This is a genomic window from Pseudoselenomonas ruminantium (assembly GCF_900104055.1).
In the GTDB taxonomy this organism is placed as follows: Bacteria; Bacillota; Negativicutes; order Selenomonadales; family Selenomonadaceae; genus Selenomonas_A; species Selenomonas_A ruminantium_C.
The window spans coordinates 25,579-44,321 of record NZ_FNJQ01000004.1 but is presented as its reverse complement, the minus strand read 5'-3'; the positions used below and the strand labels follow the sequence as shown (position 1 = coordinate 44,321).

The window sequence follows — 18,743 nt, the reverse complement described above, 5'->3', positions numbered from 1 at the left end:
TTTTATGCTTACTGCAAAAATTTTTCAGAACGGGAGAAGTCAGGCTGTGCGTCTGCCCAAAGAGTATCGTTTCAACGACACCGAGGTCCTCACCCACAAAGTCGGAGATGTCGTGATGCTCTTCCCAAAATCACAGGAAGATAGCTGGAACATGTTACTTACCAGCCTTGACCTATTCAGTGAGGACTTTATGGCTGATGGTCGCAATACTGTTTCAGAGCAGGAAAGGGATGTACTTTAATGTATATGCTCGATACCAATATTTGCATATTCGCCATAAAAAAACGTCCAGAGAAGGTATTAGCCAAATTACAGTCCCATAAACCTTCTGAAATCTGCATTTCATCCATCACCTACGCTGAACTGTGCCACGGCGTAGAGAAGAGTCAGGCAAAGGCTCGTAACAGACTTGCTCTCACCCTGTTCCTATCTGCCATAAACATCATGCCCTTTGACGAACTTGCCGCCTATGAGTATGGCATCGTCCGTGCTGACCTGGAGACAAAAGGAACGCCCATCGGTCCGCTTGATACACAAATAGCCGCCCATGCAAAAGCTTTGAACATGACACTGGTAACCAACAATACACGTGAATTCAAACGTGTAAAAGGTTTAAACGTAGAAGATTGGGCAACAGAACAGATCAATAAGTCTTTACAATAATTTTTATTTGCAAAAACATTTTCTTTACATCCATTCAATTAATGACTTAATCACTAATGAGACAGAAACTTCATATTGCATACCATTTTGTACATAACTATTTGCCCATTTACGAAATGATATTATTTTTTTAGTTTTCTTCAAATCCTTCATCCATCTTCGGCATAACACTGCTTCAGTCATTTCTGGCATCCGTTCTTCACAATATGCGATCCTAGCCTGAAAATAACACTTGTCTAAATATTGCAGTTTGGAATCCATAATCGATATCGATCCAGGATGTGCTCGAAACAGGCAAAGCACTTCATCGACATATGCCACTTGATCATATTGACCAGCGGCAGCCAAATACAACCATAAATCCGGCCCAGCACCATGACGATCAAAATCATAAATCGTTGGCGAGGGAATAACATTATCTCCGTAGCGCAAATTTTTGCGTAGATCTGATAATCTGAATAGTGCCGCTCCTGGAGAAACCAGTCCCAATTTGCTCAACAGAGAATCCCTTAAAAATTCTCTACTTTCTATTCGGCAAGTCCGTTCTTTATATCGATAACTAACATTACCCTGTCCACGCCCCTCCCCAATTTCGACCATAGAAAAAACTAGACTTACATTATCAGTTAGCAAAGGCACTGTCTTTTCCAAATAGGTTTCATACATCAAATCATCAGAAAACAGTATTTTTCCCAACTTGCCTGTAGCATGATTCATGCAACTGAGCCAATTACGCACTGGACCAATATTTTCTTCATTCTGAAAAGCCTTGACTTTAGGATAATTTCTCGCATATTCCTTGACTACGTTCCACGTATTATCCGTACTTTTATTATCTACTACGATTATTTCTGTGTTCTCATAAGTTTGCTCCAAAGCCGATTCAATACACGGCCTGATTAAATCCTCACGATTATACACAGGAATCAGAATACTGACCAAAGGCTTTTCTGTCATATAACTCATAAAGACTTCACCCAATCCAGCATCTTACGAATGCCGTCTTCCTTGGATACTTGAGGTTTCCAGTTTAGCAATGACTGAGCTTTTGCCGTATCTGCCACGAATACCTTCTGGTCGCTTTCCCGCCAAGGCAGTTTCTTATAATTCAGCTTCACATCCAGCTCTTTTTCCAGCAGGGCGAAAAGTTCCAGCAGGGACAGGCTGTTATCCATACCGCCGCCGATATTGCAAACTTTCCCTGCGGCTTCTTCCATATGCTCCACGCCGGCAAAGTACAGACGTACCATGTCTTCTGCATGCAGTACATCCCGGACCTGCTTGCCATCACCGGAAATAGTGAACGGCTCTTTTAATTCGCCCCGCTTGGTTTCAATAGCTTTCTGGCAGAACCAGCCAATCCATCCCTGATCATAGGTGGCAAACTGACGGCCACCATACATGGAGGAATGACGGAACACCAAGGTCTTCAGGCCGAAAATCCGGGCAAAATCCTGCATGTACTGGTCGGCGGTTCCCTTGGAGCAGCCATAGGGCGAATGAAATTCCAATGGTACGCTTTCGTCATAGCCGTCAGGAAATTCATCACAAACATAGCGGGTATCTGTTTCCGTGTAGTGATATTGTTCCAAATCGCCATAGACCTTGTTCGTAGAGGAAAAGAGCATACAGGTATCCGGAGAATATTTGCGAATGCTATCCAACACATTGAATGTGCCCAAAGCATTGATCTCAAAATCCTTGCGGGGATTGGCAATAGATGTGGTCATGGCCACCTGCCCAGCCACATGGAACACAGCATCCGGCTTTTCATTGCGGATAACATTTTCCACATCATTGGCATTGCGCACATCACCATTGATAAAATTGAAATCCCCCTGTGCCTGCAGCCATTTCAGATTATCTGCAGCACCCAAGCGGCTGAGATTATCAAAGACCACCAATTCAATACCGGATTTCAAGGCATGCTGCGCCAGGTTGCTTCCCAAAAATCCACAACCGCCATTAATCAAGAGTTTCTGCAATTTCATTTTCCTGCCCCCACTATTTTTCTGATACCTGCTTCCAAATCCATTCGTGGCTGCCAGCCCAATTTCTGCAAAGACTCGATATTTGCCTTTGAGTCCATGATTTCATTTTCCCGATAAGGCACAGCACCAAAAGCCAATCTTGTCTGGCTTTTGGTTATGGATTTAGCTAGCGTTACTAATTCTTTGATACTGACGGCTTTGCCCGTTCCCACTTCGTATTGCTGATACTTTTTATCCTCATTTTGATTACACAAGATTTTCCAATAGGCCTCCACCACATCATCGACATAAATGAAGTCACGACATTGTTCGCCCTTTGTCAGCTTCAACTCGTCAATATTTTCCTGCAACTTTTCTATTACATAAGTTACAAATTTGGTATTGGCATCATCTTCGCCATACATATGCTCCAGTTTGGCATCGATGAAATTTATCTTGCCCTGGCCAGCAAACTGCTGGCCGATTTCGGAAAATTGTTTCTTGGATAGTGCATACCAATTAAGGTATTTCGATAAAATAGTATCAGTATTAAAGAAAGTATCAGTATTAAAGCGCAAAGCCAGTTCCAGCAATTTCAATGGAAAATGCAGATTCACATCGTATATCTGCTCCACAGCCTCCCCCTGCCGCCCATAGCAGGTTGCCGTATGGATTATTACATCGATATGCTGGTCATCAAACACCTGGGCAAAATCATCCAATTTGTCAATATCGTAGCTTTTGACATTTTTCATCACAGATGCCAAGCGACTGATATTGGAAAAACTGCGTTTTAAAAGGACAACATTCTGCCCTTCTGCCACTAATTTTTTCACAACATGACTGCCCAAAAAGCCTGTCGCTCCTGTTACCAAAAAACATTTCTTCATTACTGCTGCACCGCTTCTTTAATGACCTTAATCATGTAATCCAGCTTTTCATCCGTCATGCCGGGATACACACCCACCCAGAAGGTATCGTTCATAATGCGATCCGTATTTTCGAGGCTGCCAACCACACGATATCCCTCGCCACTGGCGCGCATTTCGTCAAAGCACGGATGCTTGATGAGATTCCCGGCGAACAACATTCTGGTCTGTACGCCCTTGCTTTCGATATAGGGCACGACCTTTTTGCGGTCTACGCCGTTGCAGGTCATCATAAAGCCGAACCAGCTGGGCTTGCTGTTTGCTGCCGGCTCCGGCAGAATCAGTTTGTCACTGACTTCCTGCAGACCCTTATACAGGCGGTCAAAGTTATAACGGCGGCGTTCCACGAATTTCGGGAACTTCTTCAGCTGGGACACCCCTACGGCTGCCTGCATATCCGTGATATTGAGGTTCAGGCCGAAATGAGAATAGACATATTTATGGTCATAACCTTTCGGCAGTTCCCCATACTGACCGTCAAAGCGGTGACCGCAGAAGTTGTCCTGACCGGATGCGCAGACACAATCCCGGCCCCAGTCGCGCATGGAACGGATAATCTTGTGGAGCAGCGGATTCTTCGTATAGACGGCACCGCCCTGTCCCATGGTCATATGATGGGGCGGATAGAAGCTGGAAGTACCGATATCACCGATGCTGCCCGTGAATTTTTCTTCGCCATCAATGGTATAGAGGGAGCCCAACGCATCACAGTTATCCTCCACCAGCCAGAGATTGTGCTTATCGCAGAAATCCTTGACAGCTTTCAGATCAAAAGGATTGCCTAAGGTATGGGCAATCATGACCGCCTTCGTCTTTTCGGACAGGGCTGCCTCCAGCTTGGTCACATCAATGTTGTACTGGGGAATGGTCACATCCACGAACACCGGCACTGCACCGTAGTTAATAATCGGTGAAACCGTAGTGGGGAAACCTGCGGCTACCGTAATGACCTCATCACCACGACGGATACGGCGCTCTTTCAACAGCGGTGAAGTCAGCGTCATAAAAGCCAGCAGATTGGCCGAGGAACCAGAGTTCACCACAGACACGAACTTCGTGCCCAGATACTCTGCCAGCCCCTTTTCAAACTCATTCACATAGCGGCCGGACGTAAGCCAGAACTCCAATGCGCTGTCCACGAGGTTTTCCATATCCTCATGGTCATAGACACGGGAAGCATAGGGAATGCGATTGCCTTCCTTATACGCTCCCTCCTGATTATGGTAAGTATCGCAGTATTCCCGCACCATAGCGAGGATCTTGTCATGCATTTCCTGTTTATTCATTGCTGATTCTCTCCTAAAAATTCATTGATCTGCATTTCCATTACCTTGGCGATATCTTCGCCCTGCTGCCATGCTTTTGCCCAGGTCACGGTCTCCCGTAGGGCATCTTCAATATGCCAGCGCGGCTGCCAATGAAGGCGGCTTTTTATCTTGGAACAATCCAGCTTGAGAAAATTGGCCTCATGGGGGCCTTCCACGCTGACATTTTCCCAAGTCAGCCCCTCGCCCCACTGACGGCAGAAGATATCCGTCAGTTCTCCAGTGGTCACGCAATCGCACTCATCCGGGCCGACATTGTACCAATCCGCATATTTACCATCTTCATATTGCGCCTGCGCAATCAAAAGATATGCATGCAACGGCTCCAGCACATGCTGATAAGGCCGGGTAGAATAGGGATTGCGCACTTCAATTTTCTGCCTCACATAGGCCGCCCTGATACAGTCCGGTACAATGCGGTTTTCAGAGAAATCTCCACCACCAATCACATTGCCTGCCCTTGCGGTAGATATCGCGCAACGCCCATCCGCAAAGAAGCTCTTTTTATAACTGTGCGTCACCAACTCCGAACAACTCTTGCTATTGGAATAAGGATCGTAACCGTCCAAAGGTTCATTTTCCCGGTATCCCCAAGACCATTCCTTATTTTCATAAACCTTATCCGTGGTGACATTGAGGAATGACCTGACACTTTCTGTCTGACGCACGCATTCCAGCACATTGACCGTGCCCATCACGTTGGTTTCATAGGTCAGTGCTGGTTCTTCATAACTTTTGATGACCAAAGGCTGGGCTGCCAGATGCAATACGATTTCCGGCTGCGCTTCGGCAAAAACCTTGGCCAGATGCGCCCAGTCACGGATATCGCCAATAACAGAATGAATAGCCGCTTCAACTCCGGCCTCACGGAAAACCTTCCCGCCTTCTTCTGTTGGCGAAGACAAAGCATACCCTGTCACTTTGGCCCCAAACATGGAGAGCATCTTGCACAGCCACATGCCCTTGAAGCCTGTATGGCCGGTAACTAATACCTTTTTTCCTTGATAGAATTCTGGATTTAACTTCATTCCTGCCACACTTTCCAGGGAGCTTTGCCCGCCAGCCACATCTCTTCCAATTTCTGCTTATCCCGCAGCGTGTCCATGCACTGCCAGAATCCTTTGTGCTTAAAGGCCATAATCTCACCATCATCAGCCAGATGCTCCATGGGATCACGCTCGAACATCACATTGGAGGTGATGTAATCAAAGACCTTCGGTTCCAACACCATATAACCGCCATTGATGTACCCCACATCATCCCGGCTCTTTTCCCGAAAAGACTGTACATTATTGCCATTCAAATCCAAGATGCCAAAACGCCCTTCCGGTTTTACTGCGGTCAACGTGCAAGCCTTACCATGAGATTTATGGAACTCCACCAGTGCTTTCAAATCGACATCGCAGACACCATCCCCATAGGTCATCAGAAAGGGTTCATCTCCGATATAATCCTGCACCTGCTTGATACGCCAGCCCGTCAAGGAATCCAGTCCAGTGTCCACCACCGTCACCTTCCAAGGTTCAAATGCCGTAGCAATAATCCCCCGATGTTCCCGCTCCCCTTCCACGCGAAAATCAAAGGAAATATCACTAGCCTGCAGGAAATAATGCGCAAAGTAATTCTTGATATACTCCTGCTTGTAGCCTGCACAAATGATGAATTCATCAAAACCATAATGCAGATATTCCTTCATGATATGCCAAAGCATTGGTTTGCCACCAATTTCAATCATTGGTTTTGGCTTGAACTGTGATTCTTCGCTGATTCTTGTGCCAAATCCACCAGCAAGTAATACAACTTTCAATCTTCTTCCCCCTAAAATTAATTTTTCGTCCAAACACTTGTTCTTTGCTGCATATCTAACAACAAGTCTGCTTGCAAATCAGACGGTATTATACGTTGGTACAAATATAGTCAACTTTTTCACGATTAATCAACCTCGCAAAATATTTCTAACTTGCATCCCTAGAGGCAAAGTACCTACAGACATACAAATAACTATTGCCAACATCATCCCTGTAACATCCATAACCCCCATCAGCCACCATGCCAAAGGAATAACTACCATGGCGGATATAATACTTAGATACATCTGCAATCTGATTCTATTCACACCATTTAGAAATATCGCGAATACATTATTGAGGCAGCTGATAAAAGCAAACAATCCTGCTGAAAGTGCCAAACATGAAGGAATTTCTACATTTTTCCGTATCCATACGGCAATAAGCCATTCATTTAGCAATATAAGCGCCACACACATCGCACCAATTGGTACCATGAGCTTTATCATTCGTTTTATCGTCTGCCGCAACCAAATAAAATCTTTTTTCACATATGCTTCTGTATAGGCATTCCATAATGGCGCACAGATAATACCATGAATCATAGTTACTATACTAAATATCTTGAACACAATATCATATGCCAGTACATGTTCCGGCCCCAGTCGCTGCGTTATGAGTATATTAGATGAAGAAAATAAGCATATTACTGCCAGTTGAATAACAAAAAATTGCACACCAATACCAGTTATATTTTTTATATAACTTATTTTCACCAAAGATAAGCATGGCCAAACATTACGATTTCGAGCAAAAAAATCTCCCAGGAACAATACTCTTGATGACAATGAAGCTATACCAAAACAAAAAACAAAGTATACGAGCTTATGTTCTGCTTGTAACGTTAAATAATATATGCATATTAACATCAACATATTATGTACAATATTAATAAAACCTGTTTTAGCGGCCTGCTGATATGCATAGTAAATCTGATTGATTACTGATAACACAAAGGTAGCAATAACAAAGATTCCTGTATAAAGCGTAGCTGTATATAAATCAGCTTCACTGATTTCCCGACTATTAAATACAGCTTGAAAATCAACAAAATTTATTCCTATCAAAAACAATATCAACAATAATAAGCCAATACCGCTTAAAGAGAAAATACCCGCTGACATATAGCATCTTACAAGTGAAATATCCTGTTTAGCAACCGCCTCTGCCAGTCTATTCCGAAATCCTAAGCCAATACCCATATCCAGCATATTCACCCAGTTCATCACGGAAAACAACGTCACCCAAACGCCATACTCTACCGCTGTCAAGTAATTGACCGTCAACGGCAACACTAAGAAGGACAAACCTACACTTACAGCCTTCAATACAAAAGACCATGCTATATTTTTTTTTACATTCCTGCTTCGACTATCAATCACTGATCACCACCATCAATTCTTTTCCCATTTTCACCCAAAATATGTTAAAACATAGATATGTACGCTGAACAAGGAGGATACTATGAACTCAGATAATGTAGAAAAGCTTATTAAGCAACTAATCTCTGAAAAAAAACGCCAAATACAAAAATGGCATTTATCATTTCACCCAGACAAATCTGGCTTACAACAGCAACCGCATTGAGGGCAGCAAGCTAAGTCACAAGCATACTGTCAATCTCTTTAACACCCACACAATTCTTAGTAACGGCAATGAAGTCATTGATAGCAATGATATTACTGAAACCATGAATCACTTCCGGGCGTTTGACTTTATCCTGCAAAACTACGCCCAATCTCTGAATGAAAAAATCATCAAACATCTGCACAAGATTCTCAAAACAAATACCACCGATGCCGATTTAGATTGGTTCAACGTCGGAGAGTATAAGGCCCTGGCCAATACAATTGGTGACAAGGAAAACTCCCCACCAGATAAAGTAACCAGTGATATGGAAAAACTCATTGATGATTACCTGATGCTCTCAAAGTATGATTTCCACACCCTGCTTAAATTCCACGTTGACTTTGAAGCTATCCATCCCTTTCAGGATGGCAATGGCCGGGTAGGAAGACTGCTGCTCTTCAAGGAATGCCTGAACCATGGCATAATCCCCTTCATTATTGACAACGATCACAAGCAGTTCTACTCTCGCGGCTTACGAGAAATTTACCGCGAATCCGGCTACCTGACAGATACATGCTTGTCCGCACAGGATAAGTACACGGCATACTGCAAGCATTTTGTAAAAGATTTCCGTTGAATACACTATCCGTCTGACAAGTCAGCTAGTCAAATGACCGCAATCTGACTTGTCATTTTTTTGCCTTCTCACAATCTGTCTTGACCATCATGCTCACCAGCTCCGGGAAGGAAACCTTGCGCTTCCAGCCCAGTTCTTGTTCTGCTTTCGTGCTATCGCCCCAGAGGAGTTCCACTTCTGCTGGACGGAAGAACTGCGGATCTACATCCACCAAAAGCTTGCCGGTTTTCTTGCAGTAACCTTTTTCTTCAACGCCAATACCCTGCCACTCGATATCCACGCCAACTTCCTTGAACGCCAGCTGCACAAATTCACGGACGGTATGCGTCTCGTTGGTGGCCAGTACATAATCATCGGCCTTATCCTGCTGAAGCATACGCCACATGCCTTCCACATAATCACCGGCAAATCCCCAGTCACGTTTGGCATCAAGGTTGCCCAGACTGAGTTTTTCCTGCTTGCCGGCCATGATCCGGCCCACGGCCAGCGTAATCTTGCGCGTGACGAAAGTCTCACCGCGGCGCGGGGATTCGTGGTTGAAGAGAATACCATTACAGGCGAACATATCATAGGATTCACGATAGTTCTTTGTAATCCAGAAGCTATAGAGTTTCGCCGCACCATAGGGAGATTTCGGATAGAACGGTGTCTTCTCACTCTGCGGTGCGGTCTCCGGAATGCCGCCAAACAATTCCGACGTAGACGCCTGATAAAACTTGATTGGCAAACCGGACTGGCGGATAGCTTCCAAAAGCTTCACCGTCCCCACACCTGTAGCATCTGCCGTATACTCCGGCACCTCAAAAGACACCGCCACATGCGACTGCGCCGCCAGATTGTAAACCTCATCCGGCTTAATCTCCATAATCAAACGATGGAAATTCGATGAATCCGTCAAGTCCCCATAATGCAGGAACAAGCAATCCTTATTGGCCTCATCCCCCAGCAAATGATCAATCCTCTCTGTGCATGACGTACTATGCCGCCGCACAATACCATGCACCTCATAACCTTTAGAGAGGAGCAGTTCCGTCAAATAGGAACCATCCTGCCCGGTAATGCCTGTGATTAAAGCTTTTTTCAAACTAAACGCTCCTTTTCCATTTTTACGCGAAATATGTTAAAATATAGATATATGTATACGCTGAACAAGGGGGATATTATGAACTCAAATAATGTAGAAAAACTGACTAAGCAACTGATCTCCGAAAAAATGCCTGAACCACGCTTTATTAAAACAAACACGCCTCTTATTCTTCTCAATAACATATCAAGAAAACTTATTTCGATATTTGATTATTTTCAAAATCACTCATCAGTTTATTAAATTTAATTCTTCTTTCTATATCTTCTTGAATTTTACTCTTAAATATTTTATGAATAAAATCTGGAACTAATACAGCATTTTTACGATGCTCCATAATTTTTACCTGTAACATTGTCAATTCCACTAACAAATCATTAACATTGTTATTTTGTAATTGCATTTCTATATGTTTTATATAATCGCCTATCTCATCCATTCGACTCACATCTTTATGCAATTTCATAAATACTGGCCATATGAATCTAAAAACAGCAATTGCACTACATATATTCAAAAGATTAATTAGGTACATCGAATAATAGCAACTAATTAGTAACAACAACGCCAACGCTAGAAACATGCCTATAGCGATTGCCACGTATAATTTTTTCCTTAACCAACCGTCCCAATATATATTATCTTTTTGACAGTAAAAAATCTGCATTTCCGCTGGAAACATCGAGTAATCTGCATACCAATTTCTAAAATCATCCGTATCATCGTTACCATATTTAGCAATCAATAACGCAATATTGTTTTTATTTAGGTCACTAATCTTAAAAACATTTTTATCATCCATTAATACCCTGTTGTATAACGATGAATCTATATATTGTTGAATCATTGCAGCTTGTGTCTTCATTTGTATTGATTTATTCGCTATAAAGTAAGTAATTACAATAAATAAAAACGCCATACAATTAATATAGTCACTATATTCTCTTAGAATATTTATTAAATTTATGAATACAGCACAAACGGGCAGTATAAAGGTTAAAACTGCTTCATATATATTATATTTCTTAGCCTTAGAATACATCTGGCTTTGTGTCCGCAAGCATCTTAATATAAACTCATCATTCTGTATATGAAATATGGACTTTTCATTCATCTAACAGTTCATCTCCCAAAACATCTGTTAGTATATTTATTGCCCTTGTATATGATCCTATTCTTTCATAATTAATGACGTCTAAGACTTTATTATAATCATCACATGCTTTATTATAAATTGCATGCCTATCACTTACATCTAAATCATTGATATCATCCTGTATATTCTTCATATCTGGAACGCTATAGCATATTTTATCTGTTATAGCACATAGGGCATCGGCAAATCTCTCTAATAAATTACCTTTCAAATATTGAACTTCTTTTGAATGAACCACTAGAATTGTTTCAAGCAGGTATGATGGTAAAATATTTTTTAATTTTCTGCTTTTCCAATATTTACATAGCCGTACTAATTCCAGCAGCATCCCATCTTTTTCCTGATTAACACGCGTGACATACGCTCTATCTCTATCAGGTGCTGTTTTCTTCCAGTTACCGTTCCCATTGGGAATTAAGAAGTATTCCCGTCCATCATATTCCTTCGTAGTATGAAAGCATGGAACCAAATCATAAGACCAATCTTTAGATATCAAATTTAATACGACGGCCTCTTGTCTTTTATTCAATTCAGACCTTGCATATTCTCGGACATGTTGTAATTTTCTCTTGAACTGATTAAGTACCTTTCTACTATTTAATGTACCATCATCATTCATACACATCTTTTGCCCAAAATCAGGATTACGAATACTAATTTTTATTTCATCCCATGAGTTTCCCGAATATGTTGCGCCTCTTGCAGATAAACCGATCATCAAATCAATATCATCTAATGGCTGGCACTTTGTTTTACGAGCAAATGAACCAAATTGAATATTAAAATCATCGCAAAGCTCAAAAAAATCTTCTTCACTTGAAAATGATTTTATATTTTCTAACAAATTATCTCTGCTTTTACGAGCTTGAGAAACAATATCTTTATCAAGATTAACTTTATTAACCATAAGTTGGGTTAGCAATTTATTAGCAGTATCCATTAAATATACTCCATTTTAATAATTACAAACGTCCACACCAACGACATATTTTATTATCACATGTATGCTTAGTCTTTAACGATTTGATTTTTCTCTGTCTTTTTAATCTTGTAAACCAAGGCAATAAATGTATATTCAATAATACTATTTTCATATATTTCTTTAAATTGAAAACTATAGAATTTTGAAATGGTACTTGCAATTCATTGTATATGCGATTATTTTCTTTAAAACATTCTTCTAAATTAGAACTTGTGCCATTATTCGCGAAGAAAGCCACAGGCTCATCAATGAATTTGAATTTAACAACATCATTGTAATAGCATTGCAAAAAGAACTTATAATCTGCTGCTATTGTATAACTTGAATCAAATTTATATTTTTTCACCACTGAGGTTCTTACGAACATCCCTTGGTGTGGAATCGGACCACCAATATATTTTTCTTTGTTTAATGCATGATGATTGTATGTTGGATAACACTTTTTACTTTTTTCGTCTACAACAATAATCGCTGCTGATAGGACATCCGTATCAGCTTCTATATGCGCTACAATATCCGAAATAATATGCGCATTACACAAAGCATCATCCGAGCCAAGAAAATAAATATAATCTCCAGTGGCCATATCTACCCCCTTATTAAAGGCGTCATATATACCTTTATCTGGCTCACTTATCCACTTTAAATTAATTTTATCCTCATATTTTCTAATTATATCAAGTGTCCCATCGATTGATTTTCCATCCACTATGATGTATTCTATATTAGGATAATCTTGTTGTGCCACACTTGCTACTGTTTGTTCTAACGTAATCGCACTGTTATACGTAGCAGTTATAATGGTTATTTTGTATTTATATTCGTTTGACACTTCCATTCCACATCCTTATGAATATTCCTAGTTAAAAGAAGCTACCGTAACCATTTTATGGAATAATGTCTAATATTTTCTTTGATAATTTATCCCACGATAATTCTCTCATCTCACGAAGAGCGTTTTGCTTCATCCTACCAATTTCACAATTATCATTCAACGTAAATTTCATCGCATTATACAATGAATCAACATCATTACTTTCTACCAGTATCCCTGTTTCCATGTTTTTAATTTGTTCTTTTATTCCACCTACATTCGATGCAACGACTAATGAACTATGTTTCATTGCTATATTAATCACACCAGATTGAGTTCCATCCAAATAAGGCAAAACTGTGACTATATTATCTTCTTGAAAGAAGCTCAATACCTCTTCATCTTTTATCCAACGATTAATGATATTAACATTTTTTAAATCTTTGAAAGTATGACTATAGAGTGAAAAATCTCCATTACCTACAATAGTTAATGATACGTCATATCCATCACAAAGTATTCTTTTATAAGCTTCGCCTAATACATTAAGTCCTTTATATGGCTCAATTCTACCAAAAAAAAGAAAATTTACCTTATGATTTCCATAATCATATCGTTTCAAATTGTAAATTCTTTCATATAAACTAAAACATCCGTGAGGTATTACATGGATATGGTTGTTATCTAATCCAGTTCTTTTTTTTATCACGTCACTAAATTGTTTAGACAATATAACTATATCATCTGCTTTTTTTAATGAAATAAAATTATAATACCATATTATTTTATTTTTAAATATATTTCCGCTATGTGGCAATACATCATGATTTGTTATTATCTTATGTGCTGTAGGAAACAACCTGTTTACCAGTTCACTCCAAAGATGAAATGCAGGAACATAGACAACATCAATATCCCATGTTTCACATATTTTTTTTAGTTCCTTTCTACCTAATATTAAAAATCTAATAGTTGATTTAATAAACGACCATAAAGAATTATATGTAGGATATACACAAAGACCTTGCAACCCAAGTTTTTTCCATTCATCTAATATAGTATTTTGCTCAGATATTATAGCATATACAATTGCTCCATTTTCTATCAGGCCTTTTGTCATCTCATATGAGTACATTGCTGTACCACTTTTTCTTCCTAAATAATTTACTAAGATTTTTTTCATTTCTATAACTCCTCATCATTTTTATCAAATTAGTAGCGTTTTTTATTGATTCATATACGCTTTTAAAAAACAAAATATATCTTGAAAATATCTTTGTAAATTAATTTATTATATCCATGTAAATAATCATCTTCGTATTATCATTATGCATTTTTTTATCATTCCATATATCCCCATACATATCAGCGTCTTACGCAATAGTCGCTTTGCTTTTATTACCGATGTATCCGGGAAATATTTATCTATAAGATACTCCATACCATTACTAGATACATCTTTAAAAAATTCATCACGCCAATTATTCTTCGAAACGGAATACACTAACTCCCACATACCTTTTACGCAATAATCAGGATCTATACACTCAATCCTATCAGTGCTCATCAAAATCTCATGTAAAAATTTTTCTCCTTTGGATGTATGTGTAAGAATATTGGTAGTCCCTTGATCATCATCCATGTTTGGTGCTTTCAACCCCACATCAAAACAATCCCAAATTGTCATATCACTGACACGGTATCTTTTCTTGAATTTACATTCGTAACAGGAGGGCCTATCGCTTAGATTACTGAAGAACGCTCTTAGATACGGATCGCTTTCCACGCCGTTATGATAAATAACATTTCCTGCTTTATCTTCTATAACCATTTGTGGATATTTATATCCATAATGACGTTTGTCACGAAAACGGATATTTCCTATTTCACTGCTCAGGCGTTCCTGTTGCCATGCCACATACTTTTCCCAAAATAACGGTGATGGTACGGCGTGGCAAACTAAATCGACTAAGATTAAACTTTTTTCTTTATCCACATTTCCCAAATAACTATGTAAACCTTCTACCTGGCAAGGAGTGCCACTGAAGCATACTTTGCGCCCCTGCTGCAGGAACGCTTTGACTTCCCGGAAGGAATTACGCACATCACTCTGCACGTATTTGCTGTTCCGAAAACGCCATAAATCTTCTTCCTTCTCCACATAGGTATGTATCACCCGCAAATCATCCGTGTATGCAGCGCCGAAAACCACACCGCCATTGCGCAGTACAGCGCTGGCGATAGCGGTGAACGCCCCTCCAGATGTACTATCCAGCCGCATTTTTTTATCCTGCAACTGGAAAAGATAGGCCTTCTGTTCCTTGGACACCTCCACAACCGGGTTCTTTATGCGGCAGATCCGATCACATTTGCCACAGTTAACGCATTTATCTTTATCAACCTTGGGATACAGGAAGCCTTCTTCATCTGCCAGCATTTTTATCGCATCTACTGGACAGGCCGCCATACAGGCTGAACATCCGCAGCAGTCTTCTTCTCGCTCTATTTTTATCATGTCAATCTCCTATCGCCTGCTTAATATATGCCCATGAAGGTCTGCGCAGTTTTTCTATTCTTGCCAAAACCCGATCAACATCCAAGCACATTTTCAGCATATCTTCCACGTTTACATGTTCATCCAACAGGCGCTCCGGAACTCCCAATAAGGAAAAGAGCGAATCCATCCGGGAATTGGTAGAAAGAGTAGCCTTCTGCGAAAATCTGCGGAAAGTGAAGAAATCCTTGCCATGAAGGGCGGAAAAGACCGTACCATGGAAGGAATCTGTCAGTACATATTCCGCATTCCTTATCAGATTCACAAATTCTGCCGGGCCTACATCGTAGGGGGCAATGTCCGGAAAGAATTCATCTGCCGCCACATATTCATCCATATGTAATAAGGAAACAATTTTATAGCCAGTTTTTTCCCTAAGCTTGCATGCAATCTCCCTTTGCCAAAAATTATTTCCCAGGAAGTAGCAGAAAATATATTTGTCCTGAATAATCTTTTGCGGGGCAATCAGTTTTGCCCATTCTTCCTTGGCAAACAACATGGTTGGATCACAAACGACTGGCACCTCCCGATGCGCAATGCTGGCTACCAGTTCACGGCCTTTTTCTTCCCGCACAGAAACATAATCTATGCGGTTCAGAAAGTTCGCGACAAACTCATGCATACGTTTAGGCAGGTTGCTTACGCCAAAACTTGTAGCATAGGCAGCTTTTCGGACTTCCAAGGGTACAAAATTCAAGGTGTAATAATCCGCTGTTATGTTCGAAGGAAGCCAAAGCTGGTCACTGCCGACAATTACTGCCTGACAGTCTTTTACATATTCCCCCATGGCTTTTTTAGAAGCAAAATAGGGGGATACTTTAAAAAACGACTGTTGAAATTCCTGAAATTTTCTATTGCGAATCTGGCTATTGCAGGCAAAGGTCTTATTTCTCTTCTTCTGCCATACTTTGCGCACCATGCCTGCCTTTTCTTTCACCACGGACCAGTCTGCCAGTTGGCGAGCATAGTAACCCAGCTTTTTATTGCGAATCTCCCTGGCAATTCCATCAATCCGCAGGTTCTCCGCTTCGTATCCCAATGAACTAACTGCTTCCTGCAATGCATACGCCTGCAGCATACTTCCATAATTTTTTTGAAAATAGCAGGCTGCCAGATTTACCCTTTTCTTCACCACTAACTCCTCTTTTTAATTGCAATTTCTTTTTCATACCAAGCTATTAATGCCTCGGCTTGACTATGTATCTCAAATCCAGACATGCGCAAATCTGCACTTGCGTTTTCGTTTCTTCTATTATTGCCTTGTAAAATATGTTCTGCCCATTTATCGGCTCCCTCTGTTAAGGGATAAAATTCGGCTGATCGAGTAATACCACTTTCTGCCGTTACATTCGTTGAAAACAAGGATCGCAAGCCATTAGCTTGCGCTTCTACTGATACCACCGGCAAACCTTCATACCAAGAGGGAAGGACAAATACATCCATGGCATTGTATAACTGATGTACATCACGGCGTAATCCTAAGAAACGAACACGATCGGCTATACCATAACGCGCCGCACACCTCTCCATCTCCATACGCAGTTCCCCTTCACCAACCAGCAGCAACATGGCTTTGGAACTACGTTTGCAAACTTCATTAAATATTTTGAGCAAAAATGCATGGTTCTTTTGAAACATAAAACGTCCAACATGACCGATAACCAATATATCATCGGCAATCCCCAGTTCCGTGCGATATTTCTTGCGCAAATCCGATGAATATGCATATTCGTTCACATCTATGGCATTACGGATAATCTTTATCCCACCGCTATTCACACGTTTTTCGCCATACATCCACCTGCCCGCTAATACAGAACAAGCCGCATAACGATTAGCAAATAACGGTGCTAAGGGACGCAACACCTTTTTCAATATAGAACGAACACCTTCGTTTTTCACGGCTGTCGAATGATTGTGTAAAATACGGATTTTGGCTCCCGCCAGCCATGCTGGAAAGAGAGAAAAAATGGACAATGTATTCATATTAACATGCACGATGTCATAATTTTCCTTCTTAACGATCCAATAAACTTGCTTCATGTAACGGAAAATATTTCTACGATAGGGCTCCACATGATAAACCTTGCCGCCAAGAGACAATATTTCATCATCAAGAATTGTCTTATCATAACCATCCACAACAAAATCAAACTGTATTTTACTCCTGTCTAGGTTACGATAATAATTCATGATAACAGCTTCAACACCGCCACCGCAGACTATACCGATTATTTGTAGCACTCTTATTGAATCTCTTTGCAAAGTTATCTCTCCATCTTTTGCCGATTTAGTCCCAATGCGATCAACAGCACTGGAAATATTATGCATTCATGCCTGATCCATGAACCAAAATCCGGTTCAAAGGTTGCCGACATACCTACAAAAGCTAAATATATCAATACAGCTATTCTTTCAATTCCTTCTACCGAAATTTTATGCCAAAAAGCATATAAAAAAGCAATTGTATATGTTAGCTGTACTCCTAGAAATGCCAAAAACTTAGGCCCAAATAAAATTAATTCAACAGGAAACAATAGCCGAAGAATCATAATCATATAATCCAGCCCCCACAACCATAATTCCTGTGAGTTAAACAACAATCTTATATCGGTAGTTGCATCACTTTCTCGACTACGAACACGCAACATCTCATCATGATAGCCGGGTAATATCTGCTGAACAATGTATAATATTGCCAAATACGAACATGTAATCATTATCCACATAGCAATCATACGTACCCATCGATTAGACACATTACGCATAATCCTATCAGCCACGTAAGCTGCCAGAAAAAAATACACCAGCAACATGTAATAAAGTCTAAATAATAAAGCTGCAATTGCTATCACAAATGCCAAGCTCAAAGCATTTCTTATTCTTGAGTTGTGGATATCCTTCATCATTATGAACAAGACCACAAATAAAAGAAGCTGAATGACATCCTTTGATAAATTAAAAGCAAATACGTTGATGGTCATAATACCTATAACTATGAACAATGATTCTATCCACGAATATCTACTTCTACATTTTCTTATGATATAAAACAGAACAGCATTTCCAATAATCGTCAGCAATATTTCATATCCATAGTAAGATGTGACTCCAAAATAAGAAAATATTTGCAATAAAAACAGGGCATTATCACTGGGATTTATTACATCGTCACTTGACAAACTAATTCCGCCTAAACATGCCTGATGCGAA

At 40.3% G+C, this 18,743-nt stretch carries 20 protein-coding genes; 4 read left to right on the top strand and 16 right to left on the bottom strand.

Annotated features, from left to right (window positions below; translation table 11 throughout):
• The first annotated feature begins 4 nt into the window (after nt 1-4).
• Both vapB and vapC read left to right on the top strand, forming a co-directional pair.
• Nucleotides 5-241: a type II toxin-antitoxin system antitoxin VapB gene (vapB, locus tag BLQ59_RS02735; protein ID WP_074571398.1), complete on the top strand. Its 237-nt coding sequence runs from the start codon at nt 5-7 to the stop codon at nt 239-241.
• Complete coding sequence (vapC, locus tag BLQ59_RS02730; RefSeq protein WP_074571397.1) at nt 241-663, top strand: type II toxin-antitoxin system tRNA(fMet)-specific endonuclease VapC; 423 nt, start codon at nt 241-243, stop codon at nt 661-663. Before vapB ends, vapC begins: the two co-directional genes overlap by 1 nt.
• A 24-nt stretch (nt 664-687) precedes the next feature.
• Here the strand turns inward: vapC and BLQ59_RS02725 are convergent, their stop codons facing one another.
• The 7 genes from BLQ59_RS02725 to BLQ59_RS02695 form a co-directional block, all read right to left on the bottom strand.
• The gene (locus tag BLQ59_RS02725) at nt 688-1,629 is read right to left on the bottom strand and encodes a glycosyltransferase family 2 protein (RefSeq protein WP_081342420.1); all 942 of its coding nucleotides are present in this window, start codon (nt 1,627-1,629) and stop codon (nt 688-690) included.
• The gene (locus BLQ59_RS02720) at nt 1,626-2,654 is read right to left on the bottom strand and encodes a GDP-mannose 4,6-dehydratase (protein WP_074571396.1); all 1,029 of its coding nucleotides are present in this window, start codon (nt 2,652-2,654) and stop codon (nt 1,626-1,628) included. The genes BLQ59_RS02725 and BLQ59_RS02720 overlap by 4 nt, the downstream gene beginning before the upstream one ends.
• Nucleotides 2,651-3,523: an NAD-dependent epimerase/dehydratase family protein gene (locus BLQ59_RS02715; RefSeq protein ID WP_074571395.1), complete on the bottom strand. Its 873-nt coding sequence runs from the start codon at nt 3,521-3,523 to the stop codon at nt 2,651-2,653. The genes BLQ59_RS02720 and BLQ59_RS02715 overlap by 4 nt, the downstream gene beginning before the upstream one ends.
• Nucleotides 3,523-4,848, bottom strand: coding sequence for a lipopolysaccharide biosynthesis protein RfbH (gene rfbH, locus BLQ59_RS02710; protein ID WP_074571394.1), 1,326 nt, complete (start codon nt 4,846-4,848; stop codon nt 3,523-3,525). The genes BLQ59_RS02715 and rfbH overlap by 1 nt, the downstream gene beginning before the upstream one ends.
• Nucleotides 4,845-5,915, bottom strand: a complete 1,071-nt coding sequence (rfbG, locus tag BLQ59_RS02705) for a CDP-glucose 4,6-dehydratase (RefSeq protein ID WP_074571393.1) — start codon at nt 5,913-5,915, stop codon at nt 4,845-4,847. The genes rfbH and rfbG overlap by 4 nt, the downstream gene beginning before the upstream one ends.
• The gene (rfbF, locus tag BLQ59_RS02700; RefSeq protein WP_074571392.1) at nt 5,912-6,694 is read right to left on the bottom strand and encodes a glucose-1-phosphate cytidylyltransferase; all 783 of its coding nucleotides are present in this window, start codon (nt 6,692-6,694) and stop codon (nt 5,912-5,914) included. Before rfbF ends, rfbG begins: the two co-directional genes overlap by 4 nt.
• A 129-nt stretch (nt 6,695-6,823) precedes the next feature.
• Nucleotides 6,824-8,116, bottom strand: a complete 1,293-nt coding sequence (locus BLQ59_RS02695; protein WP_143005262.1) for a lipopolysaccharide biosynthesis protein — start codon at nt 8,114-8,116, stop codon at nt 6,824-6,826.
• Nucleotides 8,117-8,198: 82 nt separating this feature from the next.
• Between BLQ59_RS02695 and BLQ59_RS16310 the strand changes: the two genes are divergently transcribed.
• Nucleotides 8,199-8,321, top strand: coding sequence for a hypothetical protein (locus BLQ59_RS16310; RefSeq protein WP_256324587.1), 123 nt, complete (start codon nt 8,199-8,201; stop codon nt 8,319-8,321).
• Nucleotides 8,322-8,424: 103 nt separating this feature from the next.
• Nucleotides 8,425-8,940 (top strand): Fic family protein, encoded by a 516-nt coding sequence (locus BLQ59_RS02690; RefSeq protein WP_218122859.1) that lies wholly within the window; start codon nt 8,425-8,427, stop codon nt 8,938-8,940.
• A gap of 52 nt (nt 8,941-8,992) precedes the next feature.
• Here BLQ59_RS02690 and gmd read toward each other — a convergent pair whose 3' ends face one another.
• The 9 genes from gmd to BLQ59_RS02645 all read right to left on the bottom strand — a co-directional run bounded on the left by gmd (nt 8,993) and on the right by BLQ59_RS02645 (nt 18,712).
• Nucleotides 8,993-10,024: a GDP-mannose 4,6-dehydratase gene (gene gmd / locus BLQ59_RS02685; RefSeq protein ID WP_074571390.1), complete on the bottom strand. Its 1,032-nt coding sequence runs from the start codon at nt 10,022-10,024 to the stop codon at nt 8,993-8,995.
• Between the two features lie 196 nt (nt 10,025-10,220).
• On the bottom strand, nt 10,221-11,138 hold the full coding sequence (locus BLQ59_RS02680) for an S-4TM family putative pore-forming effector (RefSeq protein WP_074571389.1): 918 nt from the start codon (nt 11,136-11,138) through the stop codon (nt 10,221-10,223).
• Nucleotides 11,131-12,120 (bottom strand): hypothetical protein, encoded by a 990-nt coding sequence (locus tag BLQ59_RS02675; protein WP_074571388.1) that lies wholly within the window; start codon nt 12,118-12,120, stop codon nt 11,131-11,133. Before BLQ59_RS02675 ends, BLQ59_RS02680 begins: the two co-directional genes overlap by 8 nt.
• Before the next feature lie 22 nt (nt 12,121-12,142).
• Nucleotides 12,143-13,000, bottom strand: a complete 858-nt coding sequence (locus tag BLQ59_RS02670) for a glycosyltransferase family 2 protein (RefSeq protein ID WP_074571387.1) — start codon at nt 12,998-13,000, stop codon at nt 12,143-12,145.
• A 49-nt stretch (nt 13,001-13,049) separates the two neighbouring features.
• Entirely contained in the window at nt 13,050-14,159 is a 1,110-nt protein-coding gene (locus tag BLQ59_RS02665; RefSeq protein ID WP_074571386.1) for a glycosyltransferase family 4 protein, read from the bottom strand.
• A gap of 126 nt (nt 14,160-14,285) precedes the next feature.
• Nucleotides 14,286-15,491: a Coenzyme F420 hydrogenase/dehydrogenase, beta subunit C-terminal domain gene (locus tag BLQ59_RS02660; RefSeq protein ID WP_074571385.1), complete on the bottom strand. Its 1,206-nt coding sequence runs from the start codon at nt 15,489-15,491 to the stop codon at nt 14,286-14,288.
• Between the two features lies 1 nt (nt 15,492).
• Nucleotides 15,493-16,662 carry a polysaccharide pyruvyl transferase family protein gene (locus BLQ59_RS02655; RefSeq protein ID WP_081342419.1) on the bottom strand — a complete coding sequence of 390 codons (1,170 nt, stop codon included), beginning with the start codon at nt 16,660-16,662 and terminating at the stop codon, nt 15,493-15,495.
• Between the two features lie 2 nt (nt 16,663-16,664).
• On the bottom strand, nt 16,665-17,861 hold the full coding sequence (locus BLQ59_RS02650; RefSeq protein ID WP_256324586.1) for a glycosyltransferase family 1 protein: 1,197 nt from the start codon (nt 17,859-17,861) through the stop codon (nt 16,665-16,667).
• Nucleotides 17,798-18,712 carry a hypothetical protein gene (locus tag BLQ59_RS02645; protein ID WP_143005260.1) on the bottom strand — a complete coding sequence of 305 codons (915 nt, stop codon included), beginning with the start codon at nt 18,710-18,712 and terminating at the stop codon, nt 17,798-17,800. Before BLQ59_RS02645 ends, BLQ59_RS02650 begins: the two co-directional genes overlap by 64 nt.
• Nucleotides 18,713-18,743: the final 31 nt, after the last annotated feature.

What these genes read in the sequence shown, in the direction of transcription:
- rfbH (WP_074571394.1), bottom strand. Translation starts at nt 4,848, where the DNA reads ATGAATAAACAGGAAATGCATGACAAGATCCTCGCTATGGTGCGGGAA.
- rfbG (WP_074571393.1), bottom strand. Translation starts at nt 5,915, where the DNA reads ATGAAGTTAAATCCAGAATTCTATCAAGGAAAAAAGGTATTAGTTACC.
- BLQ59_RS02670 (WP_074571387.1), bottom strand. Translation starts at nt 13,000, where the DNA reads ATGGAAGTGTCAAACGAATATAAATACAAAATAACCATTATAACTGCT.
- BLQ59_RS02660 (WP_074571385.1), bottom strand. Translation starts at nt 15,491, where the DNA reads ATGATAAAAATAGAGCGAGAAGAAGACTGCTGCGGATGTTCAGCCTGT.
- BLQ59_RS16310 (WP_256324587.1), top strand. Translation starts at nt 8,199, where the DNA reads ATGAACTCAGATAATGTAGAAAAGCTTATTAAGCAACTAATCTCTGAA.
- BLQ59_RS02680 (WP_074571389.1), bottom strand. Translation starts at nt 11,138, where the DNA reads ATGAATGAAAAGTCCATATTTCATATACAGAATGATGAGTTTATATTA.
- vapB (WP_074571398.1), top strand. Translation starts at nt 5, where the DNA reads ATGCTTACTGCAAAAATTTTTCAGAACGGGAGAAGTCAGGCTGTGCGT.
- BLQ59_RS02725 (WP_081342420.1), bottom strand. Translation starts at nt 1,629, where the DNA reads ATGAGTTATATGACAGAAAAGCCTTTGGTCAGTATTCTGATTCCTGTG.
- BLQ59_RS02675 (WP_074571388.1), bottom strand. Translation starts at nt 12,120, where the DNA reads ATGGATACTGCTAATAAATTGCTAACCCAACTTATGGTTAATAAAGTT.
- vapC (WP_074571397.1), top strand. Translation starts at nt 241, where the DNA reads ATGTATATGCTCGATACCAATATTTGCATATTCGCCATAAAAAAACGT.
- BLQ59_RS02720 (WP_074571396.1), bottom strand. Translation starts at nt 2,654, where the DNA reads ATGAAATTGCAGAAACTCTTGATTAATGGCGGTTGTGGATTTTTGGGA.
- BLQ59_RS02715 (WP_074571395.1), bottom strand. Translation starts at nt 3,523, where the DNA reads ATGAAGAAATGTTTTTTGGTAACAGGAGCGACAGGCTTTTTGGGCAGT.
- BLQ59_RS02665 (WP_074571386.1), bottom strand. Translation starts at nt 14,159, where the DNA reads ATGAAAAAAATCTTAGTAAATTATTTAGGAAGAAAAAGTGGTACAGCA.
- BLQ59_RS02690 (WP_218122859.1), top strand. Translation starts at nt 8,425, where the DNA reads ATGAATCACTTCCGGGCGTTTGACTTTATCCTGCAAAACTACGCCCAA.
- BLQ59_RS02650 (WP_256324586.1), bottom strand. Translation starts at nt 17,861, where the DNA reads ATGCATAATATTTCCAGTGCTGTTGATCGCATTGGGACTAAATCGGCA.